The sequence below is a fragment of the Pedobacter steynii genome, assembly GCF_001721645.1.
In the GTDB taxonomy this organism is placed as follows: Bacteria; Bacteroidota; Bacteroidia; order Sphingobacteriales; family Sphingobacteriaceae; genus Pedobacter; species Pedobacter steynii_A.
The window spans coordinates 3547873-3574103 of the sequence record NZ_CP017141.1 but is presented as its reverse complement, the minus strand read 5'-3'; the positions used below and the strand labels follow the sequence as shown (position 1 = coordinate 3574103).

Here is a 26231-nt window from a genome sequence, read left to right as displayed (position 1 = left end):
AACCAAAGGTAGAACTTTTACATGAATTTTTTCATAGCCAGCCATAAAGTTTCATCTAAACCGTAGACATCCGGTCTGAATTGGATGCTACCCTTCTCTGACCATGCTGTGATATAGTTGATAATCAAGGGAACAGGTTTTTTCGTTCCAAACCAGGTTGGCCTCAACTTAAATATATTTACGGTATCTGCTTTTTTAGCTAGTTTCTTTCTGTAAACATTCATCCGGTTGGTATCCAATGGCGGAAGATTTACCTCCATCCTGAGCTGATCGTAACGATATTTGTCTTTCACCAGGTTCTCTGCAAATTCCAACGGCTTTTCTACCCGTACACAACCATGGCTAATGGCACGATTGGCTTTGTTAAAGCCACTTTTATTATTGGTATCGTGCAGATAAATGCTGGAACCGTTGTCAAAGATGAACTTGAATTTACCTAAGGCATTCCCGTTTCCTGAACCTTGCTTAAACTGATAAGGCAGCTTTTCTCTCGAATAATTGCTCCATTGAATGGTATCTGGCTCCCCAATGAGTTTTCCATTGCGGTATACGTTGATATTGCTATTGGAAAGATAATAAGGGTCTCTGCGGGCCATCCAGTAAATTTCATTTCTGGCGATGCTTACCGGAATGTTCCAGATCGGGTTTACCTGAATAGAGTTCAATTTACTGTAAAGGATTGGCGTCTCATGGTTTTTAGGCTTATCGTCCAGGTTTCCTGTTTTCGCATATCTGGCGATCTTCTCGGCATATCCTTCTTCTCTTTTCCCCCCTACACACACTTTCATATGGGTTACCGTGTCTTCTTCGCTAAACCAGGTAAGCGAAAAATCAGGGATATTTACTTCCACATATTCCTTTCCCATCTCGGGTAACTTCCACCTCAAACGTTCCATATTGACCATGATCGTTTTTGCCTGGTCACTTTTTCCCAGTCCGTCAGCTTTTAAGATGTTTAGCCTATGCTGGAGTGCCTTATACTGTTTAGAAGAAGGTTGGACATCTTTCAATAACTTTCCCAGGTCTTTAGTTCCCAGGGCAGCAAACATGCTTGCGCTATCCGGACGTTTTACGGGAACATAATACCTGGAAAAAAGTTTACGTGGGTTTACCACCCCGTAATTCATGTAATTGTCGTATTTGATGAGTGCCTCTGCAGCATTGAGCTCCAGATCGGCAATCACAGGATATACTTCTTCTATCTTTTGGAATTTATTCTCAGAAAGCTCCTTTAAAGATGTACTCAGCTGTTTCTGACGAAAATTATCCGGATTAAAACCATGATCTTCACTTTTGCTAATGTATGCTTCCAGTGTGTCGAGGGCCCCAACAGGAAAATACTGGGTAACCAGACGAGGTTCATAGTTGTGCTCATCGTAGAATCTTTTTAAGGTATTGGGATTGGATAATTTAGCTTTTAAGGAGTCGTAGTGTTTCCTAAACACTACATTATAGGCTGCAGTATCAAAGTCCTTATATAATTTTCTGTCAAAGTGCTCTGAAAGGACCAAACCGACCTCTGGGGTATCTTTGAACCAGGAACAGGCATTTAACAGCAGACAAAAGGGGATCAATAAGAGTAACGCTTTTTTCAAGATGGTATTTTTTTGCAAAACTAGATGTTAATTATATTTATTGAAGCGATATAATCAAATAAAATGCCATATATATTTTGATTTGTAATTTGTATCTATATATTTGCACTTCCTCAACATGCTAGTCATTGTTGATTAAGGACTTAAATAGAATTATGAATCAAATTTTGAACCATCACTTACATTTGCACCATCGCCTGTCGGCGATGTATATGTAATGTTTTGTACTTCAAAACTTGTTTCGGAACTATCTTCTTGTCCAATAATCAACAAATTTCAACACAGCATAATTGAAAACACTTAAAATTGCTATCCAGAAATCGGGTAGACTAAACGAAAAATCAGTAGAGATTCTTAAAAATTGTGGTTTATCATTTGAAAACTACAAAAGCTCCCTTATATCCACTGTTACCAATTTCCCTTTAGAGATTCTTTTTCTGAGAGATGATGATATTCCCGAATATGTTCAGGATGGAATTGCAGACCTCGGCATTGTAGGCGAAAATGTAATCGTCGAGGCTGGCGCCGAAGTGACCTATCTTCAGAAATTAGGTTTCGGAAAATGCACCCTTAAGATTGCTATTCCTAATGAAAGCCGGATCACTGAGGTGGCACAACTGGAAGGAAAAGCGATTGCAACATCTTATCCGGTAATCCTGGAAAAGTATCTTAAAGAGAACCATGTAAATGCAGACATCAGAACGATTTCAGGATCTGTGGAAATTGGTCCGGGTTTAGGATTAAGCGATGCGATCTGCGATATCGTTTCCACCGGTGGAACATTAAAGAGCAATGGACTCAAACCTTTCTCGGAAGTGATGAAATCTGAAGCAGTACTGATCGGAAGCAAAGGCTCTGAATTGCTGCCGGAAGTTCAGGAATTATTACAGAGAATACTTTCTGTTTTACGCGCTAAAGAAACCAAATATGTAGTGCTCAATGTGGCTAAGGTAAACCTTAAAAAAGTGGTGGATTTATTACCTGGAGTAAAAAGCCCAACGGTAGTTCCATTGTTTGATGAGGACTGGGTTGCTGTTCATTCTGTTATTGCAGAGCACGACTTCTGGGAAAAGATCAACAGCCTAAAAGCTGCAGGTGCACAGGGGATAGTAGTGATGCCAATTGAAAAAATAATTGCCTAAAACCAAGGCGATTACCTGACAAAAAGACACAAAACTGCATTAACTACAAGTTAAACTAAAAACATAACACATTGAAAATCTACAGTTATAAAGACTTATCTAAACAGGAGATTGAAGAAATCTGTTTAAGGCAGCTCGAAGACGATAGTAGCATCCAGGATCGTGTAAAGAACATCGTAGAACGGGTAAAAACTGAAGGTGATTCAGCCCTTCTGGATTATGCACAACAGTTTGACCAGGTCACCCTGACGCAACTTTACCTGGGTAAAGAAGAAATTGAAAGCATTGCTGCAGACATACCCGCAGCAGAGAAAGAAGCCATTGACACGGCGTATTCCAATATCAGAACCTTCCATGCGGCACAGGCCGTTTCGGAAAGCAGAATTGAGACCATGCCTGGCGTGAACTGCTGGCGGGAATCAAGGGCGATAGAACGGGTAGGATTATACATTCCAGGTGGGACTGCAGTACTGCCCAGTACCTTTCTGATGCTGGGTATCCCAGCCGTTTTAGCAGGCTGCAAAGAAATTGTGGTTTGCTCTCCTCCTCAAAAGGATGGAAAGACCAATTGCTACCTGGCCTACTGTGCTTTAAAACTGGGGATAGAGCGGATCTATCTGGTTGGTGGTGCTCAGGCGGTAGCAGCGATGGCCTACGGTACAGAAAGCGTTCCTAAAGTGTATAAAATATTTGGTCCCGGAAACCGCTATGTGACGCAGGCGAAGCAGCTGATCCAGTCGGCCACCATGACGGCAATTGATATGCCTGCAGGTCCTTCAGAGGTCTTAGTACTAGCAGATGAGACCGCAAACCCGGCTTATGTGGCTTCAGACCTGCTCGCTCAGGCAGAACACGGAACGGATAGCCAGGCTATTTTAGTGGCAACCTCTCTTAATGTTATAGAAAATATCCTGAAGCAGATTGAGTTGCAAATACAGGATCTTCCAAGAAAAGATATTGCTGCCAAAGCTATTGCCAACTCTTATGTGGTACTGGCAGACAATCTGGAGCAAGGGATGTTGTTCAGCAATACCTATGCTCCGGAACACCTGATTTTATCAACCACGGGTTTTGAACCACTTATACCCCTGATTTATAATGCAGGATCTGTATTTCTCGGCAACCTGACGCCTGAAAGCGCAGGAGATTACGCTTCCGGAACCAACCATACCCTGCCAACAAGTGGATTTGCGAAGGCCTATTCGGGCGTATCTCTGGATTCTTTTCTTAAAAAGATCACCTTTCAGCACATCACAGAACAGGGTTTAACTAATATAGGACGTACTGTAGAAGTCCTGGCAGAAGCCGAAGGTCTGCAGGCACACAAAAATGCAATCACTATTCGTTTAAAATCATAAGATGGATATCAACAATTTACAAAGGGAAAATATTAAAAATCTCCGCCCCTACTCTACTGCGAGAGATGAATATAAAGGACAGGCAAGTGTATTTTTAGATGCAAATGAGAACGGATATGGTTCTCCACTGGATCAAAACTTCAACAGGTATCCTGACCCATTACAACTGGACCTTAAGGATGCACTGAGCAAAATCAAAGGTGTACCCATAGAAAACACTTTCCTTGGAAACGGAAGTGATGAAGCCATTGACCTGCTGTTCCGCGCTTTTTGCGAACCCGGAAAAGACAATGTCATTATCCTTCCGCCAACCTATGGCATGTATGAGGTTTCGGCCAATATCAATAATGTGGAAGTCCGCAAAGTAAACCTGCTGCCCAGCTTTCAGCTGGACCTGGAAAAGATTGCGGAAGCGATCGATCAGCATACCAAACTGATCTTTATCTGCTCCCCGAACAATCCGACCGGAAATTCAATTATCCGCACGGATATTGAAACGGTTCTGGCCAATTTCAACGGACTCGTGGTGATTGATGAAGCCTATATCAATTACGCCAAACAAAGGACTTTTATCCCGGAACTAACAGAATATCCCAACCTGGTTATTTTACAGACTTTTTCAAAAGCCTGGGGACTTGCTGCACTCCGTTTGGGAATGGCCTTTGCCGCCCGTCCGGTAATCGATATTCTGAATAAAGTAAAACCTCCGTACAACATCAATCAGGCAACTCAGGACCTGGCTTTAAAAGCCCTGGAAAACATCGGACAGGTGAACGACTGGATCAAGGTGACGGTAGCAGAAAGAGAAAACCTGAGTCAGGAATTAGCGGCGCTGTCATTGGTAAAAAAAGTTTACCCTTCGGATGCCAATTTCATACTAATTGAAGTCATTGATGCGTTGAAAACTTATGATGCATTGGTAGAACAAGGTATCATCGTCAGAGACCGCTCTAAGGTGTCGCTCTGTGAAGGATGTCTCAGGATTACCATAGGAACTACCCAGGAAAATCAAATTCTCTTAGCCGCTTTAAAATCGCTTAATCCCTAAACCATGAAGAAAGTATTATTTATTGACAGAGACGGCACGCTTATTATTGAACCTGCTGATGAGCAGATTGATTCTTTTGAAAAGCTGGAGTTCTATCCCCGTTCACTTTATTACCTTTCAAAGATTGCGAAAGAGCTGGATTTTGACCTGGTTATGGTAACCAATCAGGATGGACTGGGAACGGATTCTCATCCTGAACAGAACTTCTGGCCGGTACACAACTTCATTATGAAAACTTTTGAAAATGAAGGAGTCGTATTCAGCGAGGTGATCATAGATAAAACCTTTGCCCATGAGAATGCACCTACACGTAAGCCCAATACCGGCTTATTGCAACATTTTTTTGAAGAAGGATATGACCTGAAAAACTCTTTTGTGATCGGAGACCGGATCAATGATGTGGTTCTGGCAAAAAACCTGGGTGCAAAAGCAATCTGGTTGTCCAACAACCTGACTCTTGGTGCAAACGAGAAGCTGGACAAAATAGAAACACTTTCGGAAGTGATTGCCCTAAGGACCCAAAACTGGGAAGACATATATACCATGTTAAAAGCGGGAACCAGAACGGTACACCACGAAAGAAATACCAATGAAACTAAAATCAGCATTGATATTGACCTGGATGGAACCGGAAAAGCAGATATCGATACCGGACTGAATTTCTTCAACCATATGCTGGATCAGATTGCACGTCATGGCAGCATTGACCTGAAGATCAAAACCAATGGCGACCTGCAGATTGATGAACACCACACTATTGAAGATACCGGCATTGCGCTTGGCGAAGCTTTTGCAAAAGCGATTGGCAATAAATTAGGCCTGGAACGTTATGGTTTTTGCCTGCCAATGGACGACTGCCTGGCGCAGGCTGCAATTGACTTTGGCGGAAGAAACTGGATCGTCTGGGATGCAGATTTTAAACGCGAAATGGTGGGTGATATGCCTACAGAAATGTTTTTCCACTTCTTCAAATCTTTCAGCGATGCTTCAAAATCAAACCTGAATATTAAGGCTGAAGGCGAAAATGAACACCATAAAATTGAAGCCATATTTAAAGCTTTTGCAAAAGCGATCAAAATGGCGATTAAACGCGATGCGGAGAAATTAGTCTTACCTAGCACTAAAGGAGTATTGTAATGATTGGAATTGTAAACTATGGCGCAGGCAATATCTTTTCACTGACCTCGGCTTTGGAAAGACAGCACATTCCCTTCGGAATGGTCAACACGGAAGCAGATCTGGATAAATATACCCATATCATTATCCCTGGTGTTGGACATGCTGGTGCCGCCATGAAAAAACTGGAGGAAACAGGTTTGGTAGCGCCAATCAAGGCACTGAAAAAACCTGTACTCGGCATCTGTGTAGGAATGCAATTGCTGACTGCACATTCGGAAGAAGGGGATGTAACCATGACCGGCGTTTTTCCTTTAAAAACACGGTTATTCAATAAGGATCAAGGGATTAAAATCCCGCATATGGGCTGGAATAATATTGATCACAAAAACAATTTGTTGTTTGAAGGTGTTGAAAACCTGACACAATTTTACTTTGTGCATTCGTACTTTATTGAATATAACCCTACTTTTGATATTGCGACTGCAAATTATGGAATGCCATTTTCTGCAGCCATACAAAAAGATAATTTCTATGGCGTACAGTTCCACCCGGAGAAATCCGGTATCGCCGGAGAGCATTTATTAAAGAATTTTTCAAACTTAAAACAGTAAGATGTACATAATCCCTGCTATTGATATTTTAGATGGAAAAGTGGTCCGCTTAAGAGAAGGCGACTATAACCAGAAAACTGAATATGATGTTTCCATCGCCGAAATGATCGAAACTTACCGCTCTAATGGTACAGAGTTCATACATATTATTGACTTAAATGGTGCCAAAGGCGATTTCAGCAATCAGAAAGCGCTCTTTGAAATCATCAGTAAAACAGATATGCGCGTACAATACGGAGGTGGCATCAGGACGATCGAACAGGTAACCAATTTATTAGATGCCGGAATTCACCGTGTAATTGTGGGTACTCAGGCCATCACTAACCCCGATTTCCTTGCGGAGCTAAGTAAAGAAGTGGGTAAAAAATATGATTATGCCAATAGAATCGTCATTGCGATTGATGTACTGGACGAGGTAATCAAATATTCAGGATGGATGGAAAGCTCCCCAATCAAACTAATGGATTATGTGGACAAATGCCTTCAGTTGGGCTTCTTCAGGTTCCTTTGCACCGACATCAATAAAGATGGTAAGCTGGGCGGCGCAGCGGTAGACCTCTATAAGAAGTTATTGGAGCACTCTCCTTTCATCAAACTAATCGCATCTGGCGGAATCAGCTCCATGGAAGACATCGAAGAACTGGCAAAATTAGACATCCGTTCTGTTGTAGTTGGCAAAGCAATTTATGAAAACAGAATCTCAATTGATGAGATCAAAGACTGGAATCTGAAACAAATGACTTCTCTTTAATCCGATGCTGAGCAAACGTATCATTCCATGTCTGGATGTTAAGGATGGCAGAACCGTTAAAGGGGTCAACTTCATCGACCTGAAAGATGCCGGAGATCCGGTAGAACTGGCCTGGCAATATGCACAACAGGGAGCGGATGAATTGGTATTTCTGGACATTACAGCTACACATGAACGCCGTAAGACAATGATTGAAATGGTGAAATCTGTTGCCCGTCAGCTGAACATTCCTTTCACTATTGGCGGTGGAATTACCACAGTTCAGGATGCAGAAGCATTACTGAATGCGGGTGCAGATAAAATCAGCATCAACTCCGCAGCGGTAAAAAGACCAGCTTTAATTGAAGAACTGGCCAATGCCTTTGGAGTACAGTTTGTCGTAGTGGCAGTAGATACCAAGCTGGTGGAAGGCCGCAATATGGTACACCTGAATGGTGGAAGACTGATTACAGAGCTGGAAACAGAAGACTGGATCTCTGAAGCTGAAAGTCTGGGTGCCGGAGAAATCCTGCTGACCTCTATGGACCATGATGGCACAAAACAAGGTTTTGATCTTGGTTTATTAGATAAAATCACTCAAATGATCAATATTCCGGTGATTGCCTCCGGTGGTGCCGGAAAAGTAGAACACTTTATTGAAGTCTTTGAGAAAACAGGGGTTGATGCTGCCCTTGCAGCGTCGGTATTTCATTTTGGTGAAATCCCGATCCCTGACCTGAAACAAAAATTAAAATACCACAATATACCTGTAAGGTTATGAATATAGATTTTGAAAAAACGGACGGGTTAGTGCCTGTAATTATACAGGATGAACAAACCCTGGAAGTTTTAATGCTGGGTTATATGAATGCGGAAGCATGGACGAAAACCCTTGCAGAAGGAAAAGTAACCTTTTTCTCAAGGTCTAAAAACCGGCTATGGACTAAGGGAGAGGAAAGTGGAAACTTCCTTTTTGTAAAAGAAACCCATATTGATTGCGACAGAGATACCATCCTGATTAAAGCAAGTCCGGTAGGTCCGACCTGTCATACCGGCAGCAGAAGTTGCTTTAACACCAATTACAACAAAAATTTCCTTTTTGAGCTGGAAAGCATCATTGCAGACCGCTACGAAAACCCTTCTGAAGAATCTTATGTCAACAAGCTTCGTCAGAAAGGCCTGAACAAAATTGCCCAGAAAGTAGGCGAAGAGGGCGTAGAAACTGTAATTGCAGCGCTTAATGAAACGGATGAAGATTTTGTAAATGAGAGTTCAGATCTTATTTTCCACCTTTTGGTTCTGCTGAAAGAAAAAGGAAAAAGCCTGACTGAAATTGCACAAAACCTGGAAAAAAGACACCTTAAATAAGGTGTCTTTTTTCTCTCTCACCCGATCAATCCAGAAAAGAATTCAGCATGTTACAACACTTACATACGCTTAGCGGACACCAGAATCCGATTTATACTTTAATCAACTCTACTAAGAAGGATACCTTTTTTAGCGCAGGAAATGACAAGGGGGTCGTAGAATGGTCTTTGGAAACCATGAGTTTTGTCAGGGTACTTGTTCCGGTACAGAGCTCTGTTTATGCCCTACACCGTTATGATAACCTACTGTTTATTGCACAAAGAAGCGGTTTGATTCTGGTATTTGACCTGAAGGAGGAAAAAGTAATTACAACCTTAAGCTTCCACCAGAAAGGGGTGTTTGATATCAAAACCATTGCTTATAAAAATGAGCTGATCAGCACGGGTGAAGATGGTTTGCTTGCAGTATGGTCTTTAAAGGATTTTTCTTTATTGTATCATTTTCCTGTAATCCAGCAAACGGTCAGATCGATCGCCTTAAGTAAAGATGAGCAACAGATTGCCCTCGGCGCTAAAGACGGACTGATCCGCATTTACAGTTCTGAAGATTACAGTCTTATTCGGGAGCTGAAAGGACATACCTTGCCCATCACTGCTTTACAGTACGCTCCGGAGGGAAATTACCTGATTTCAGGTAGCAGAGATGCTCAACTGAAGGTATGGAGCTTGCCTCATTATGAACTGATCAATAGTATTGCTGCACATATGTTTAGTATTTACGCCATCGCCTTCCATCCAACCAAACCCTATTTTGCCACTTGTAGTCAGGACAAAGGAATTAAACTCTGGGGAAGCCAGGATTTCAGGCTGTATAAGATCCTGAGTCTGGAAAAAAATACTCCGGGACACTTCCACTCTATCAATAAAATGATCTGGACTGAAGACGGCCGCTACCTGATTTCTACCGGTGATGACAGGCAGGTAATGATCTGGAAGATGGACCAATCAGACTGATACTTTTTATCTTTTAAAAACTAGGAAAAGAAAAGTAAGAATGTTTAAATTGGCATAAACAAAGTACAAATCATGGCTAAAGAACATCAATACAAAACCGCGCTTACCTGGACAGGAAATAAAGGATCCGGAACAATGGATTACCGCTCTTATGATAGAAGCTATGTGATTTCTATTGACCATAAAGCCGACCTTTCAGGTTCCTCAGATTCTGCCTTTTTAGGAGATAAAACAAAACATAATCCGGAAGACCTCCTGGTCTCCTCTCTTTCTTCCTGCCATATGCTTTGGTACCTGCATTTATGTTCGCAGAATGACATCATTGTAATGGATTATAAGGACAATGCCGTAGGCATCATGTTAGAAGAGCCTAATGGAAGCGGAAGGTTTTCTGAAGTGACGCTATATCCTGTAGTAACGATCACCAATGCTGCTGATATCGATAAGGCGAATGCTTTGCATGAACAGGCACATAAAATGTGTTTCATTGCAAATTCCTGTAATTTTCCGGTTAAACATCAACCACAATGTGTGGTTGAAGGGGCTTAACAGAATTTAAATAAAACGTTTGATAATTCTCAGGCGATGGGTATACTTACCTAGCTCGGCGTTATAGATCCCCTGGTCGTCAATCGGATCAATTCTTACTTTTCCTGAGGCATGAATGATCTCGTTGGCATTCAGCATAATTCCCACATGGGTAATGCGACCTTCATCATTATCAAAAAAGGCGACATCGCCGGGTTGTACTTCGGGCAGGAAATTAACATCTGTCCCCTGTTCTGCCTGCTGCCAGGCATCACGTTTCAACTGAATGCCATTCAATTTATAGACTACCTGAACAAAGCCTGAACAGTCGAGTCCAAAAAGGTTCCGGCCTCCCCATAAATAAGGGACATTCTGGAAAAACAAGGCATTTTGAATGACATCATCTGCAGTATGAAATCCCGAAATCTTTTTTGGCGTAAACATCACCATAAATTTCTCCTCACCGAGATAACAAAAGCCTTCATCCAGCATAGGAAGATTACTTCCCGGAGATAAAAAATACTTACTTCCTGTACTATCAATAACGATGCTGGCAAGCTCTGCAGGTACGACATGATCACAATCGTGATTTTTAACGTACTGTTCAAGAGATAAATCAGCAAGCTGCCTGAAGTCGATCCAGCCTTCATACCCATCGTAGGCATTGTATACCAGCCACCATTTCTCCGTTTTCTCTAACACCTCCACATGGTCTCCAAAAAGCAATTGTGAACTAATTTCAGCCTTATCAGAGGCTTCCGTTCTTAGGGGTGCTACTGCTACCCTGCAAATTCCATATTGTTGTCCCATTATGATATGTTTTCTGAGTGCATAAAATTAAGAATAACTGTGTAATTATTACAATTACTATTAACGGATTTTTAGAGGCGGGTAAAAAAGAAGCCCTGCGACTCAGTTGCAGGGCTTCTTTTTTGATCTTTATTATCGTATGGGTGTCAGTTCATTACTACCTGCCTTTTTATGAAGCAGAAAGGAAACCTGAATATCATCATCATCAGTCTGGGCATGAATGGCAGAAAGATAATCTTTATACATTTCGCTTGTTGGCTGTAAGGCTAACACTTTTCCACCGGCATACAGCACCATTTTAAAATCTTTCAGCGGCAAAATCTCTCTCTTTTCCCGGACTGTACCACTCATTTCATCCCAACGTTCTTTGGAATCTGCAGGAGTATCCCAGTAAAAAGCTTTTGCCAGCTCGACCTCTTTATCATACATCAGTGATGCATAGGCATTCACGTCTTTCTTTATCAGTACATTTCTGAAATTGTTATAAGCTGCAACGGCCTCTTTCAGTAATTCGTCCTGATTTTCTTTACTCAGGTCTTTAGAATTGCGCCATCCCTCTAACTGATATGGCACCTCTGCCTCAAAAGTGCCTTTAAATTCAAAGATTTTTTGTCCGCTAGCCAGGAAATTTTCCGTCCCGGGTTTATTAGGGGTATTAAATTCAAAAACCTGTTTATAGTCTTCCAAAGGTCCATCAGGTTTGCGATGAAATACCTTAATTTTAAACTTTGAAGCATCAACAAGTGTCGGCGACCAGCTTTCGTCTGAAAGCTGAGGGGGAAACAAGCGTATGGTAATCTCTTGCTTTCCACTCGTCAGGATATGATCATTAACCTGAATGCGTTGCTCATTGGCACTACCAAACAACAAATAACGGTGCAGGGGTACATCATTGATTAAAATTTCATAACCACAGGCATCCTGGCTAAATTCTACCTCATACCATGGGTTATAATCGTATGTTTTTACCTGCTTATAAATATCCAGCATTTTCTGATCCATGTTCTTATCCTGACTTTTTAGAGTTGTATCTGATGATTGTTTTTGCTGACAAGCTCCCAGGCTCGACAACAGTACTAAACTTGATATAATTAATTTCCTCATTTTTCATTTTTAATCGCCTGTATTACCAACCTCCCGTTGCTCCGCGTCTATTGGTTGGAGTAGTATTGCCTGGTGTCGACGCCGGCGCAGCAGGTGTAGTAGCAACCGCTTTATCCGGTTCACTAAAGTACCATTTTCCCATCGGCCAGGTGGATTCTTTAAGGAGTGTAAAGGACCACTTATCACCAACGTCAACAAAGCTATCCTGCTTCGGCTTCGCCTGAGGATTATCTCGTCTCCTTCCTCTGGATTCACCTTTAACACTTAATTTCGCCACAACATCCAGTTTAAGTCCGCCAAAAACAAACTCCCATGCAATGTGCAATCCTTTTTCATCTGCCTGCACTGCAGCGCCAAGTTTAATAAAAGTTTTGGCTTCTGCACTCACCTCTCCACTGACAATTACCTTATAAACGAAAGCATCGTAAGTTTTGTCTTTCTTGAACTTTAAAGTTACAGTTAATTCTATTTTGACATCACCTTCAAGGGGTTTAGCTTTCGTGTCCTGAAGGTACTGTTTATTGGTCATCGTATTCGCGCCTGTCATCAGGTTCTTAGTCCCGCTTCCTTTCAGATTTATGTCTCCGCTAAGCTTGATTTCTGCAATAATTTCTGCATCTCCCATAGCAGCAGCAAAATCAACCAGTTTCACTACTACATATGCAATAGGATGCGCATTTTGCACCAGCGCAATTAAATCCAGTTTGATGCTGGCACCAAAGATCGGACTGAATTCCAGGGCATAATCCAGCACAAGACTATTCAGGTTATTTAACGAAGGGTCACTACTATTATTTTCTTCAGCCAGTCCCCAGCCAAGGCTCGCCGCAATGGAAGGCGGCGTAAACTCAAAACTTAATTTTTTACGCTCTCTGGTCAGGCCTTTCTTGAATTTTTCAAAAACAGTCTTTTGTTTTTCATCAAGGCTTTCTTTTGGTGTCCCTTGTCCTTTTATAATCCGGGCGACCTCCTTATAAATTTCAAATCCGATCTTAAATTTACTGTATACATCTTTAATAAATTTATCTGTTAGCTCGACCTTTTTATCTCCGCCGTTCCATTGTGCTTCCAGGCCGAGTTCGATATCTTTTCCAACATCCAGGATTGTCCTCCCGGCACCTAACTTTTTACTTTTGGCTGGATCAAACTCCTCTCTTTTGATCTTACGGTCTTCTCTGCTATTTTCCTGAATCTCTACATTCACAGAACGCTGTACCCCGACAATATGGAAATCTGGCCCCCTGAGATCGAGACTGGTCTCCTGGAACGCGACTGACTTCAGTTTATATTTTGAGGCTTTATACCATTTTTTCTGTTCAAACCAACCGAGATTTTCAAAATTGAATTTGATATTAATGGCCCATTTAATATCCGGATAAACCGCAAAAGTAACCGGTCGCTGATAACGACAACTTTGTACAAGTAACGGATAAAGTTTATGTTTAGCTTTTGCCGGGTTCCACAAAGAAAAAAGATAGGAGAAACTATCCATATCACCATACTGATAAGCTGCTTTAAATTTAAATATCTCGTCGGTATTCCCATTCATAATTAGAAAACCAGGTTTCTGCTCGGTTTTCATTTTAGAAGTACTACTTGTTCCACTTACAGTGGAAGTATGTTTTCCTCCATCAAGAATTTTCATAAAAGCATTTGCTGCGGGGGTAACCGGCTGATTCTTCTCCTGTTCTATTGCTTCTTCAATCTTCTCGGTATTGAATACTTTACCAGTATGTTTAGGGTTATTAATACATACTTTATCATTGACCTGCACTTCTCCCAGGGTTATGGTAATTTCTTTCTGTCCTTTATCCGCCCCGGCAACGATGTTGTAGGTCATGTGTGTAAAATCATGAAGTACCTTTCTTGGCCCGGTAGCAGCATCAGCCTTTTCCTCCAGCATCACAAATTTCCTGTTATCGTATTCCGTCTTCTTTTCTTTGGCTGCTTCTTCTTTTGCACCTGGAACAATCTCTTCAATACGAATTGCTTCATATTTACAATCTGCGTAACAAATGGTTTTCACAGCGGAGACTCCGATTTTAACCACTTGATTGGTTTGCTCTTGCCTGGCCTGTGCCACCTCATCGGTATCGTAAAGTAAGGTCAGTACACTGGAATCCCGTTGTGAGATTTTTTTCGGCAATATTTTAGCCGGATTAACGTGGGTCGAACTGGCTACCGGCTGTCCGGTATATTGAGCCAATGGTTTATCTTCATTTAGATTTTCCCAGACCCCAACATGCACTACAAATTCCTTTTTCTGTCCTTGTTGATGCCCCAGAGTTTCTTTCCATTTATTGTCGAGGATAAAGTTAACCTCTCCAGTAAAATTATAATTGACACCAATAAAATTATTGGTTTCTTCCATTTTTTCAGGTTCCAGAGCGGTAAGCACCTGACGACCTAATTGTTTTCCATCCTTACTTTTAACCTCTACGATCACTGTATGTTGCCGGCGGAGCTCATGGATCAGCAACTGAACTTTAAGGAGTTCTCCATAACGGTATTCAGTAGGTTGATCTCCGTTACAACCGCATTTACTCAGTGGCTTTTCAGCATTGATCTCCACTACAATCGGTTTTTCTGCCACCATCACCACAAATGCTCCTACAGGAGATTTCAGTTCCGGACGCAGGCTGAAGGCTTCCATCCAGAATGCCCTTCCAGGTTTCATTTTCTGTGCACCGACCTTTGCATATTGAGACTGTATGTATCTTTTACCAATGTTATATTTGTCCGGTTGTCCGGTTGCCTCTGTATATGTTTTTGCAGCTTCACCAGTCCACTCCCCAACAATCTGTCCTTTAAAATTATAAATCCAGAACCACTTCAATCCGCTCATTGTGGTTTGAGGGTTGGCTGTATTTTTATCCAGTTCCGCCATAAAACGGGTATCCTGCTCATAAGGAATTTCGAACAGTACATAAGCCTGTCCGTTCTCACCGGTCACACTTCTTTTCCGCATTGATCCCGGAGCAACCAGCGGAATACCACCTGGCTTAGTGCTGCTTTCACTAAAGCCTTCCGGCTTTATCTCTTTAACTCCTGCCATAACTATTCACCCATTAAGTTTACACCTGCAAAAGGATCCTTATCGTCAATTGCCTTTGGATTGACCAGTGGATTAATCTGACTGTGCACCGTTTCTTCTGCTTTAGCTGCATTCGCTCCTGAAGCGGACCCCTTTTGTCCATGTTGAATAATATTGATACAATCTGGTGTACCGATTGCACAGGTACAGGTGCTTTTATCCAGCAAGGGCATCCCACCATGGCTCAGTTCAACATCCTCATAATACTCCTTCCATTCCGTAATTACCGGATTGCAGGGTTTATTGAGCATTTTCTTACAACTGCCAAAAAACGGAGGTTTATAAGGAACACCAATATCCAGATGTGAAGCAATTAGTTTCTGCGAACCTGCGCTGTCATTCACATAATGTTTAGTCTGTGTCAGCACAAGTAATTCTGCTGGATTAGAGCCGAATTTGCACATACATTGTGCTCCCTGACAAACGAGAAAACCACTTTTCTCTGCCTTACTCGTTGTATATTCTGTCTCTTCCATAACGATCTTATCCTAAATAATAAAGTGTCCGGTCCGCTTTGTTTTCTGTCATTTCAACCGCTACATCCCGGTCTTTGATATGAAATGCAGAAAACCTGGTTTCCATTCTTCCCGTTTTTAATTCCGCAAAACCACTTCCCCAAATGGTCCTGATTTGATTTAACTCCGGATCAATCACATAATTAATTTCCAGTTCTGTCTGTGTAGGAATCGTACTGTAAACAAATACCGGTGTATCAGGATCCAGGTTTCCCCTTAATTTTGCTGTGATCCGGTCTTCCTCTACATTAATTTCTGCCGTTATCTCATAATAAAAAGCAGTTTCTGTAGGTACAAGCGGAAATAAAGAGGTTTTTACCGGCTCCTTTTGTCTGAAAATCGCAGCAGTACTTCTAAAAAAAAGTGTCAGGAAAAGATCTTTTTCCAGGGCTTTGCTGAATTTTTTATGATCCAGGACATTTTCCTCCATCTTATTGAGGTAATGAACAATATAACCTCCGTTATACTCATCCAGCATTTTTTGCTTGAAATCCGGCCAGCGTTTAATTAACTCTGCATGGATGGTTCTACCCGTCCATACCCCTTCTGCAGAAACCTGAATATCCAGCGGATAAATAAACTCACTGCATTTTACTGCGATTTCATCTATCACCAGATCGGGCTCATAATCATCTATAAAAATATGTTTATCCCTGTTGACCCGAAAATGGTAAGAACCGTCGGATAGCACGCCTACATTTTCGACATGAACCTCAAAGCTTACCCTGCTTTGCCTTTCAGCAGTAATAAAATCAAAAGCTACCCCAAACCACCGGTTGAAGGGAGCCGGACTCCATTTTAAAAAGTCCTTTTTCTCTATGTTATGCACATCCATATTTATGGTAAATCAGCTTAGAAAAGTTTACTTTTTTCCGCACTTTTTGCCACAATAGATTTACCTGAAAACATTTGTAAATCCGCCACAGAACTCACCACACGTACATCATCGGCCGTATTTGAGTGTTTTTTAGACTGCACGGTAATACTGGCCTCAGCTTTCTCTTTGATGTCTTTGGCAGAGAGTTCATGCCACTGCACCGCTCTCACCTTAATATTTTCACCTGCATTGGTCGTCATATTCTGACCAATCTGCATGTCCATATTTTCAGCCACATTGATCTTCATATTTTTTGCATTGAAGGTCATTGTTTCATTAGCCGTTACAGTGATATTATTTCCTTTGGTATCGATATGAATGATATTGCTGTTTTTATCGGTAATCTTAATTCCATGACGTTCCTCACTATCATCAAATTCAACCAGATGACCCGTACGGGTGGTAATACTTTTCAGGTGGTTTTGTTCCAATCCACCTCCAGCTGTTTTACCATGGAAGATGCTTCCCATAATGAAAGGGCGGTTAGGGTCATTATATCGGAAACCTACGATCACCTGATCCCCTACTTCGGGAACAAATACATATCCTCTGTTGATACTGATCAGATCGCTGCTACCGGCATCCGGTGTCAATACCCGAACCCAGTCTGTAGTTTCATTTAAAGGTTTCTGCCACAGTAGCTCCACTTTAACACGTCCCATATTCATCGGGTCATTATTGTATTTCACCGTCCCTACCTGCGCTTCGGCAACGGGATAACGGGCTTGTTTTACAGGGATCACCTCATTAAGCGCCGGAATTCCTTCAATGGTGTTTCTATACCGTCCATTACCGTCTACTTCATGTACAATAGAGGTCAGCAGGTATTTACCATAATCTTCGGTAACAAAATCGAGTATTCCTTTTTTAGAAACCCTGATATTGGCAATTCCGCCAATCATAACCGCCGGGCTGCTGGTTTTTGCCACAAGAGCAACCAGATCTGCAGTTGCGGCTGCTTTACGTGCAGCAATCAGCTCAGCAAGCTCCTGTTGATCCTGTACTCTTGGCTTAATCGGGATGTTGATATCTTCAGAGAACATTTTTCCTGAAGCCGCAGCAGCAAACCCATTGTCATTTTCAGAGCCTTCTGTTGAAGGGGCACTCGTTTCATGGATATAATCGTTGTCTGAATTATAGGAATACTGGGAAAAATTAACCGGGCTGACCTTCATCGACCAGTTCATGGCGCTGATTTCCCGGCCATAAGTCAGGCTGATTTCTTTTTGTTCTTTGGGACGGCCGAAATAGGTATTTTGTCCGTCGTAATAGAACCATTCTCCATATTCGGCAGATAAGCGGTTCAGGAAGGAAAAAGTACTTTCCTTATACTGAACCATATAATTGATTTTCTTGGCAAACTTCGGTGCAACCTTCATATTGAGGTCATTACTTACCATTTTCATGGTCGCTTTTTGCACGATCTCAGACAGGCTTTTGGCCATATAACTTTGTAATACCGGACCATAGTCCATCAGGATGGTTGGGCTATAGCCCCTGAGTACCAGCTCTCCGTGCATACCATGGCTCTGTTCCATGGCCACTTCGCAGATTACTCCTGCAAATAATGTCTCTGCCCTGGATAATGTTTCAGTAATGGTAACCAGAATCTGCTTACCGATGTGTCCTTTTGAGTTATTTGGACGGTAATCTCCAAGATTTTCAAATGTATCATGGTTCACATACAGTTCAAAAAAATGATGATTATTGAATGATTGTCGGATCATTAGGTTCGAAAAAGTAGAGATAGGTTTCCCATCAATACTGATCGTAGTGATAATTCTTTCTTCCATGGTCTTAGGCGCTGAGCTGGTTAGTTCTTAATTTTTCTGGATAAAAAACGTTGATGGTTTTTCTTTAGATCGTCATTGAATTCTTTGTTGATGAACTCATCGTTAATCTCTCCATTGCCACTTTTATACTGCCGGCCAATTTCCTTCTCTCCTGCAGCAGCAAGCTGGTCAAGTGTATTGGCCACAAAACTTCCGTTTTCCTTTTTTCTTGGGATCACTAAATTGGGCAAAGATTCCAGGTAAATGTTCCACTTTCCTTCCTCTTTGGCGGCATACAATACCTGAACGTAATCCAGTTCTGCCTGTGGGTCTTTATCCTGATTGAGCAATAGCAGGTATCCTTTATCATTACTGCTATTCAGAAAAACCTGATCGTCGATTTTCCATTCACTGGCCTGGAGGAATTGAACACCTTCAATACCTTCGGCCAGCCATGAGGTTAAGGTCTGGCGGGCGGCTGTTTTTACGTCTTCTTGTGCTGTCGTATCCATTTTAGTTGTTTCTTCAGAACTCATATTTTTACTTTTATTACTGCAACTGCTGGCCGTGCCAAACAGAAACAAAACTGCTACGCAGATTAAGATAATGTTTTTAATCATGTTATCTTGGTGAAATGTATCCTTGCTGGTATTGCTTAATTTTAAAGATCCAGCCATAATTGGCAATGCTATGGCTATCGTATGGTCCTTTATCTATTCCTTCAGGAATAAACGCCCTTTGTCTGATGCCCGGAATCTTATCCTGAGGGGCGATTCTATCCTGATGATACCAGGGATCAGCCGGTCCACTTCCATATTGATTGGCTACATCTAAAAAATCGGGGGTATACCCTGCTGTCGGATTTTCAGGGGCGATGGCATAAAGCCGGTCTACCCAATATCCGGATTCAGTCAGTTCTTCAATCATTCCAAGAGCATAAGCATAGCCCATACTATGACAAACGATATCAATAGGTATTTTTTTTGCGGCATTGGTAATGCCAAAATCAGCTCTGCTTGGTGTGGTATTTGGTACGGTATTGTTGAATTTTAATACGGAAATCTTCCTGATCAGGTTTTGTGCTGCCTTGCGGCCATGCATTTTACGTGCATTAAAACCCATTCCATTTTTTGCGGTTAAGGTTGGGGCATCTCCATCTGCATAAAATGCATATTGATCATTTAACCTGCTCTTAAACTGGTCATCGATATCACTCCAGTAGTCGTTTACGTCTACCAGTGTCACTTCATCACTACGTTTAAACTCGCGAACAATGTTTGCAACCGGCATAGCCATCCTATAACCATTCACAAAAACAAGTATAGCAGGTTTTTTGGCCGGTGGGCCACCTGAGGCGTTATTCCAATTGAATCCGGAAATCCGGGCAATAGGTGTCCTTGCTGTGTAATTTAATCCTTCCATTATTTGCTTTGAAAGCCACTGAAAATAAATTAATATAAAATATACTGAACGCTAGCGATACAACAAATTTTCGGCCAAAACCTATTGCGCCTGGAAAATAATTGTTATCTGTTTACGATTATGCCTTTCAGTGGTTTTCTGAGACTTAAATATTACAATAGAGGAAATTACATAGGTGTACTGTCTGTAGAAAAATTATACAGAGTGCCGACTAATTCCTTGTACATTCCGGATGGATCTTCACCTTTTCTTTTCAAAATTTCGTATTTTTAGGATAGCATAAGGAAAGACCTGAGCGGTAACAAAAACAATTAACGGGTACAGGATGTATCTATAGTATCACCATTAATCTGTAAGATCATGAACGTTAAAAAGATTTTAATTGCTGTCGACAATAGTACCTGCTCTGAAAAGGCAGCTAAAACAGGTTATGAGATTGCAAAAACCTTCGGTGCTGAAGTGGCATTGGTCAATATTATTGAACCGATACCAGCAAACATCAATCCCGACCTTACCTTAGCACCTGTTTTTTTAGAGACTTACGACAATAGTGAGGAGAATAGCCATATGCTCCTCAAGGAAATAGAAGCCAAATTTGGATTGGGTATCCCCACTACTTATTTAAGCGTAATAGACAGCGCAGCGCACGGCATCATCCAACAATCTGATGAATGGGGTTCTAACCTCATTGTAATCGGAACATACGGACGCACCGGCATCTACCATTTTTTAATGGGAAGTGTGGCCGAACATGTGGCAAGAAAGTCTGCATGCCCCGTATTGATTGTACCTAATAAATTCGAGGATAAAGATTAATCCTTTTCTGAAAAATCTGCACAAACAAAAAGAGGATGTCTTATGGACATCCTCTTTTTTATGATCTTTAAACTAAAGCGTCTAGTTTTCCTGATGTAACCAGGCCTTTTTCGCTAACAGCTCCTCTTCAGTTTCGCGGATGTCTTCATCATCAACACAACAATCCACCGGACATACTGCTGCGCATTGAGGTTCGTCATGAAAGCCTTTACATTCCGTACATTTGTCCGAAACGATATAATAAACTTCATCAGATACTGCTTCCATAGCAGATTCTGAATCAATTTCTTTTCCTCCAAAATCAATAATACCATTTAAATTGGTACCATCGGAGAATCTCCAGGCTGTGCCTGCATCATAAATAGCATTATTGGGGCATTCAGGCTCACATGCTCCACAGTTAATACATTCGTCTGTTATTTTAATAGCCATGTCTTCGTCGATATCTAATGCTAAGGTTTACCTTTGCAATGCAAATATAACACATAAACTTTAAAATATTTGGAATATGCCAATGCTTACTGCTGAAAAACTAATTATTGCATTCAAAAAACTTAGTCACTTTGTTGCCAATCCCGATCCTGAGTTCAAAAATTTAATTTTATCGGCTTCAAACAGCAATGCCTGGTTCAGTCCGGAAGAAGTGGAAAAGGCGCTTAAAGCCTTACATGATATGTTAAATGAATCCGATATCGAGACCTGGTTCAAAGGCATTAAAATCAGCGAAACGCCAAAAAAGGTAGGATTGATTTTAGCCGGAAATATTCCAATGGTAGGTTTTCATGATGTGATTTCGGTGCTTGCTACCGGAAATATAGCATTGATAAAGCTGTCTTCATCAGATGACAAGTTACTTCCAGCCTTATTTAAACGCCTGATTGCAATAGAACCTTTACTCGCTGACCGCATTATTTATGTAGAGCGACTTAAAGATTTTGAGGCCGTAATCGCTACAGGAAGCAACAATACCTCCAGGTATTTCGAATTTTATTTTGGCAAGGTTCCCAATATCATCAGAAAAAACAGAAATAGCGTTGCTGTGCTGACCGGAAAGGAAAGCAAGGAAGAAATTACCGTGCTGGGTCATGATATCTTTGATTATTTTGGCTTAGGATGCAGAAATGTATCGAAGCTTTACATTCCTGAAGATTATGATATCAAATATTTCTATGAGCCATTGGAACCTTTTCAGCCGATCATTAACCATTTCAAGTACAATAACAATTACGATTATAACAAATCCATTTATCTGGTAAATGCAGCCACACATTATGACAATGGATTTTTACTGTTGAAAGAGGATGTAAATATGGTTTCGCCCCTTGCTGTTTTATATTACGAACGGTATCAAAATATAGAAGAGGTTCAGGAAAGGTTAAACCAGGAGGCGGAAAACATTCAATGCGTGGTTTCAAACGCAGATTTGAAAGTGAACACTGTAGTATTGGAGCCGGGTCAGAGTCAGCATCCCCGGTTATGGGACTATGCAGATAATGTAAATACGATTGACTTCCTGAACAAAATATAAACCGTTAAATAGGAAGGTGTAAAAAATCAGAAGCGGAACTAAGACCGCTCCGCTTCTGGTTTGATTATGCATGTTACCAAAATAAAGGTCATTTCAAACCCAGGTATTTTGGTTTAGATTACAATGGCTTCAACAGTAAATGACATTATTCTCCATTGTCCCCCTACTACTCCGGATACCTTCACTTCAATATTGTACTCGTATCCGCCAGCTGAATCCACCACATGAGTTTGGAACGTATCAACATTGACTGTTCCTCCCTGATGATTGACCAATCCCAATGAAAGATTAGTCAGACTCGTTCCATTGATCGAAGCCGTAATCTGGTATGGAGGCGATCCAGCCAAACCATAGGTTAATGTTGCAGTTGCCGTTTGTGAGGTCCAGGGGATATTAATCGTCTCTGTTACCGTAACCGGAGGAATCATCCTCATGTTAGATTGCGGAACAGCGTTCAGTTCCTTGGTCATCGTAAAACTACTGGCAAACATTACAATTGCCAACGCACTGCTCATTCGGAAAAGGGATAACATTTTCATAATTGTGGAGTTTAATTATTGGTTTAACCTATTTAATATTTACTATTTATGCGTCACACCATTTAGTTTAATCGTAATCAGATAAGTACCTTCCTGTTTAATCTGAAATCCAAACCTCGGATTGATGCTAAATGTAGAACCTGGAGCTTGTCCTGCCGGAAAATTATCCAGTGTGGCATAGGTGCTTGGAATACGGTAATACATTAGAAAATCTCCGTATCCGCTGATTCTTTTCATCGGGAAAGGGGTAATTTCATAGTTACAGGTCATCGATTCGTCTCCAATTACTACTGGATTAAACTTGGCATAAGATTCGAAAGTGGGCCTATCCCCTCTTTTGATAATCTCCCCTTTCTTCGGATTGAAAGGAACACCGTTTTTATCTACAATTTTTACGATAGCGTTTGTACCCTGATTGCTCACTTTTGTAATGATCATCTCTGGAGTCGAATTTACAGTTCCACTCAAACCAGTCTGATCAGAAAACCAGCTATTTGCAATGGCGTATGGCCTAAACAACTCTGCATCCTGGAGTTGGATTTCTCCAATATTCTTATATACCCTGGAACCGCTTTCATTACTCACCTCAATATCAAATTCGTATTGTGCTCTGGCCGGTAGAAATATCGTGCCGGCGTTGAAAAGGAACTGCCCGCTTGGTAAAAATTCAAATGGTGGCAGCATTTTCTTTTCCCGTTTTGCGTTGACCATTGCTATCGTAGTATCGACAGCTGGATCAATAGGCTGTTTATAGACATACACTTCATGCTCTTTATAAAAATCATCCGCACGTTGATTCGTTCCTTTCACTCTCACTTCCAGCAGCTTTACATTTACAGGGAGCGTGGAGCCATCCAGATTAAGCGAACTCGTTACTTGTTTGATGTTCCCTTGCTCGATTTTGAAAGGACTATCCTTATAATACATAGATTCACCTATAAAACCTACCGGAATCTTTTTACAGCCAAACCAGGCTACACTTATTAATGCGATCAGCATTAAAACAGATCTTATCATCTTCATTTCTTTTGATTTAATGTGGTTAACGATTACCAGTAAAATTTGTGCTTGTTGTGCAGAACATGCAGGATTCCATTTGTTGTAATAATTCCTGAAGTCTGGGCCAGCTCCTTAATGTCTTTATCCTCATCCGGAATAGAGGGATCTGGCTCACCATTAGCTAACTTCAGATCCAATCCATTTCTTACTTTCACCAGATAGAGGTACTGAGGTTTGGTGGTTAACAGTCCTGTATAATCGTTTGTTTCTGTCAGTAAAATTGAAAAATCTTCATTAGACTTGCTTTTAAACAACTTATCTCCCAGAGAAAGATTCTCCCTGTTAATAGCGCCTGCAAAAAGATGGGAACGTAATGAATCTCTTAACTCCGGTATAGGAAGACTATCCAGGGTATACCTGATGTTTTCATTGTTGTATTTCAATTGAATAATTCTTGTACGACGTGCCAGCAGTTCTGCTACAGAGTAGTCTGTAGGTGCAAAAAAAGTGGTATTACCGTTGATCTCTTCTTTCATTCCTGCTTTGTCGATGAGTATAGACAATGTATCGAATAAAGGTTTGCTTTTCAGAAAATCATAAGTGGTCATGTTAACCCTCGGGTCATGGACATCGCCTCCAATGATATAGTCATTCTTCTTACAGGCTGTCACCATAAGACAAAGCCCAAAGAAGGTTAAGATGTATATTAGTTTATTTTTCATGAGAATCTATTTAATGTGAATCATTGATTTACCTTAATCTGCCAATCCAGTATTTATTTTGAGCCAGATCTTTATTCGTTACAAACAGAGACCTCGCAATAGGCCATTTCCAACCTTCTTCATCAAATCTGGCCTGAGGAAAACGATCCAGGTATTCTACTAATCTTTTATTCCTCACCATATCATACCAGGAATGACCTTCACAGAACAACTCTCTGAATGTTTCTTCAAAAATTTCTGTTTTCAGATCAGCACCTGAATAATTACCCACATTTGACCTCCTTTTTACATCATTAAGATCGGTTAAAGCTTCGCCAGAACGACCAAGTAATTCGTTACATTCTGCCCTTAAAAGCTTCATTTCTGCCAGTCGGAAAATACTGATGTTACAATCGACAAATCCGCTGGAAGTATTTGACGCATTTAGAAAAACCCTGTTCTGGTTATTCTTTCCGATATACTTAGTCAGGATGATATCTTCTACTTTATTGCGGTCAAAATAATATTCATAACGGGCATCATCAGAATCGGTAAAAAAGGCGTTGATCACATCACTATCAAAAATTGTCGATTTCGCTTTACCTGGAAGGTAGGGCGCTCCAAGCGTATATCGGTAAAAACCGGCACCGGCCTGAAATTCCATTTGGTCAGCACTGGTATTAATTTCAAAAATACCTTCTGATGATCTCCCTTTGAAAAGCTTGTCAAAATTAACTGCCGGCACCAATTCATACTTGCCAGAAGCAGTAATGGAATCAATTGCGGCCACAGCCTTAGTCAATAAAGATTGATCCGTTTCTTTAGTTACAAAATATTTCCATCTGTTCACATGTGCCAGCAAGGCAAATGCAGCCCCCTTGTCAGCCCTCACTGCATGATCGCCGCCCGAATTCCAGCTCATCAAGCCTTTAGCCTTATTCATATCTGCTGCACAGGAATCTAACACAACAGCTTCCGGGCTACGCTGGATATTTTTAGAAGATACAGGATCCGGGTCATATTGAAGCACCAATGGTACATCTCCCCAAATCCTTACCATATAAAAATAAGTATAGGCACGGATAAAATAGGCCTCACCAATAATTTTACGTTTATTCGCCGGATTCTTGAAAGCACTTTCCGGCATTTTGCTTACTTTCTCTATCACTGTATTGGCCTGGGTGATTGTTCTGAAATAAGGACTCCAGTCTTGAAAGTCCTCTATATAATCTCCTCGGAAGTCATCCACAGCAATTCCGGTTCCATAGTACTGATCTCCTTTGACTAAAAAGTTCAGCGCATAATCCCCACCTTCTACAAGTACACCTGTCGTAAAATCACCATACACGAAATTTGACATTCCCTGGCCACCAAGCGTTAGTGACCGGCGAAGCAGGGAATAAGCGCCCATCAATCCCGAAGTGGCATCGCTCTCCGTTTTCCAATATACACTTTCATATACCGAACCTTCAGGCTTAAGATCTAATAGTTTTTTACAGGAAACCAATCCTCCGGAAAGCAGTCCTCCTAAAAGGAAAATGCTTACTATTCTATATTTTAATAAATTCATGATCGTCATTCTAATTAATACTTATTTATGAT

Annotated in this window: 26 protein-coding genes; 12 read left to right on the top strand and 14 right to left on the bottom strand. The window is 41.2% G+C overall.

Annotated features, from left to right (window positions below; translation table 11 throughout):
* Positions 1-17: 17 nt before the first annotated feature.
* A complete protein-coding gene (locus BFS30_RS14945; RefSeq protein WP_237028585.1) occupies positions 18-1595 on the bottom strand; it encodes a L,D-transpeptidase family protein in 1578 nt (525 codons plus the stop codon).
* Between the two features lie 290 nt (positions 1596-1885).
* Between BFS30_RS14945 and hisG the strand changes: the two genes are divergently transcribed.
* From hisG to BFS30_RS14895, 10 genes are all read left to right on the top strand, one after another.
* Positions 1886-2737: an ATP phosphoribosyltransferase gene (hisG, locus tag BFS30_RS14940; RefSeq protein WP_069380025.1), complete on the top strand. Its 852-nt coding sequence runs from the start codon at positions 1886-1888 to the stop codon at positions 2735-2737.
* A 71-nt stretch (positions 2738-2808) separates the two neighbouring features.
* Positions 2809-4095, top strand: coding sequence for a histidinol dehydrogenase (gene hisD, locus BFS30_RS14935; protein WP_069380024.1), 1287 nt, complete (start codon positions 2809-2811; stop codon positions 4093-4095).
* 1 nt (position 4096) lies between these two features.
* The gene (hisC, locus tag BFS30_RS14930; protein WP_069380023.1) at positions 4097-5143 is read left to right on the top strand and encodes a histidinol-phosphate transaminase; all 1047 of its coding nucleotides are present in this window, start codon (positions 4097-4099) and stop codon (positions 5141-5143) included.
* 3 nt (positions 5144-5146) lie between these two features.
* Positions 5147-6280, top strand: a complete 1134-nt coding sequence (gene hisB, locus BFS30_RS14925) for a bifunctional histidinol-phosphatase/imidazoleglycerol-phosphate dehydratase HisB (protein WP_069380022.1) — start codon at positions 5147-5149, stop codon at positions 6278-6280.
* Complete coding sequence (hisH, locus tag BFS30_RS14920) at positions 6280-6873, top strand: imidazole glycerol phosphate synthase subunit HisH (RefSeq protein ID WP_069380021.1); 594 nt, start codon at positions 6280-6282, stop codon at positions 6871-6873. Before hisB ends, hisH begins: the two co-directional genes overlap by 1 nt.
* A 1-nt stretch (position 6874) precedes the next feature.
* Entirely contained in the window at positions 6875-7624 is a 750-nt protein-coding gene (gene hisA / locus BFS30_RS14915) for a 1-(5-phosphoribosyl)-5-[(5-phosphoribosylamino)methylideneamino]imidazole-4-carboxamide isomerase (protein WP_069380020.1), read from the top strand.
* 4 nt (positions 7625-7628) lie between these two features.
* The gene (gene hisF / locus BFS30_RS14910; RefSeq protein WP_069380019.1) at positions 7629-8384 is read left to right on the top strand and encodes an imidazole glycerol phosphate synthase subunit HisF; all 756 of its coding nucleotides are present in this window, start codon (positions 7629-7631) and stop codon (positions 8382-8384) included.
* Entirely contained in the window at positions 8381-8971 is a 591-nt protein-coding gene (gene hisIE / locus BFS30_RS14905; RefSeq protein WP_069380018.1) for a bifunctional phosphoribosyl-AMP cyclohydrolase/phosphoribosyl-ATP diphosphatase HisIE, read from the top strand. Before hisF ends, hisIE begins: the two co-directional genes overlap by 4 nt.
* A 47-nt stretch (positions 8972-9018) precedes the next feature.
* Positions 9019-9924 (top strand): WD40 repeat domain-containing protein, encoded by a 906-nt coding sequence (locus BFS30_RS14900; protein WP_069380017.1) that lies wholly within the window; start codon positions 9019-9021, stop codon positions 9922-9924.
* Between the two features lie 72 nt (positions 9925-9996).
* On the top strand, positions 9997-10473 hold the full coding sequence (locus BFS30_RS14895) for an OsmC family protein (protein ID WP_069380016.1): 477 nt from the start codon (positions 9997-9999) through the stop codon (positions 10471-10473).
* A gap of 6 nt (positions 10474-10479) precedes the next feature.
* Here the strand turns inward: BFS30_RS14895 and BFS30_RS14890 are convergent, their stop codons facing one another.
* The 8 genes from BFS30_RS14890 to BFS30_RS14855 form a co-directional block, all read right to left on the bottom strand.
* Positions 10480-11262, bottom strand: coding sequence for a C40 family peptidase (locus BFS30_RS14890; protein ID WP_069380015.1), 783 nt, complete (start codon positions 11260-11262; stop codon positions 10480-10482).
* Positions 11263-11394: 132 nt separating this feature from the next.
* A complete protein-coding gene (locus BFS30_RS14885) occupies positions 11395-12366 on the bottom strand; it encodes a hypothetical protein (protein ID WP_069380014.1) in 972 nt (323 codons plus the stop codon).
* Between the two features lie 22 nt (positions 12367-12388).
* Positions 12389-15421, bottom strand: a complete 3033-nt coding sequence (locus tag BFS30_RS14880) for a hypothetical protein (protein ID WP_069380013.1) — start codon at positions 15419-15421, stop codon at positions 12389-12391.
* A gap of 2 nt (positions 15422-15423) precedes the next feature.
* Positions 15424-15936 (bottom strand): DUF4280 domain-containing protein, encoded by a 513-nt coding sequence (locus BFS30_RS14875; protein WP_069380012.1) that lies wholly within the window; start codon positions 15934-15936, stop codon positions 15424-15426.
* A 7-nt stretch (positions 15937-15943) separates the two neighbouring features.
* Positions 15944-16810, bottom strand: coding sequence for a hypothetical protein (locus BFS30_RS14870; protein ID WP_069380011.1), 867 nt, complete (start codon positions 16808-16810; stop codon positions 15944-15946).
* Positions 16811-16827: 17 nt separating this feature from the next.
* The gene (locus tag BFS30_RS14865; RefSeq protein WP_069380010.1) at positions 16828-18645 is read right to left on the bottom strand and encodes a type VI secretion system Vgr family protein; all 1818 of its coding nucleotides are present in this window, start codon (positions 18643-18645) and stop codon (positions 16828-16830) included.
* A gap of 20 nt (positions 18646-18665) precedes the next feature.
* A complete protein-coding gene (locus tag BFS30_RS14860; protein WP_157262929.1) occupies positions 18666-19160 on the bottom strand; it encodes a hypothetical protein in 495 nt (164 codons plus the stop codon).
* Positions 19161-19245: 85 nt separating this feature from the next.
* On the bottom strand, positions 19246-20046 hold the full coding sequence (locus BFS30_RS14855) for a hypothetical protein (protein WP_069380008.1): 801 nt from the start codon (positions 20044-20046) through the stop codon (positions 19246-19248).
* 360 nt (positions 20047-20406) lie between these two features.
* On the opposite strand from BFS30_RS14855, the gene BFS30_RS14850 reads away from it, so the two are divergent.
* Positions 20407-20862 (top strand): universal stress protein, encoded by a 456-nt coding sequence (locus BFS30_RS14850; protein ID WP_069380007.1) that lies wholly within the window; start codon positions 20407-20409, stop codon positions 20860-20862.
* An 81-nt stretch (positions 20863-20943) separates the two neighbouring features.
* Here the strand turns inward: BFS30_RS14850 and BFS30_RS14845 are convergent, their stop codons facing one another.
* Entirely contained in the window at positions 20944-21294 is a 351-nt protein-coding gene (locus BFS30_RS14845) for a 4Fe-4S dicluster domain-containing protein (protein WP_069380006.1), read from the bottom strand.
* Positions 21295-21370: 76 nt separating this feature from the next.
* On the opposite strand from BFS30_RS14845, the gene BFS30_RS14840 reads away from it, so the two are divergent.
* Positions 21371-22390: an acyl-CoA reductase gene (locus tag BFS30_RS14840; RefSeq protein WP_069380005.1), complete on the top strand. Its 1020-nt coding sequence runs from the start codon at positions 21371-21373 to the stop codon at positions 22388-22390.
* A 113-nt stretch (positions 22391-22503) separates the two neighbouring features.
* Here the strand turns inward: BFS30_RS14840 and BFS30_RS14835 are convergent, their stop codons facing one another.
* From BFS30_RS14835 to BFS30_RS14820, 4 genes are read right to left on the bottom strand one after another with little or no spacing between them, the layout of a single operon-like run.
* Positions 22504-22929: a hypothetical protein gene (locus BFS30_RS14835; protein ID WP_157262928.1), complete on the bottom strand. Its 426-nt coding sequence runs from the start codon at positions 22927-22929 to the stop codon at positions 22504-22506.
* A 42-nt stretch (positions 22930-22971) separates the two neighbouring features.
* Entirely contained in the window at positions 22972-23952 is a 981-nt protein-coding gene (locus BFS30_RS14830; protein ID WP_069380003.1) for a DUF5007 domain-containing protein, read from the bottom strand.
* Positions 23953-23978: 26 nt separating this feature from the next.
* A complete protein-coding gene (locus BFS30_RS14825) occupies positions 23979-24650 on the bottom strand; it encodes a fasciclin domain-containing protein (RefSeq protein WP_069380002.1) in 672 nt (223 codons plus the stop codon).
* 28 nt (positions 24651-24678) lie between these two features.
* Positions 24679-26199, bottom strand: a complete 1521-nt coding sequence (locus BFS30_RS14820; RefSeq protein ID WP_167353146.1) for a RagB/SusD family nutrient uptake outer membrane protein — start codon at positions 26197-26199, stop codon at positions 24679-24681.
* Positions 26200-26231: the final 32 nt, after the last annotated feature.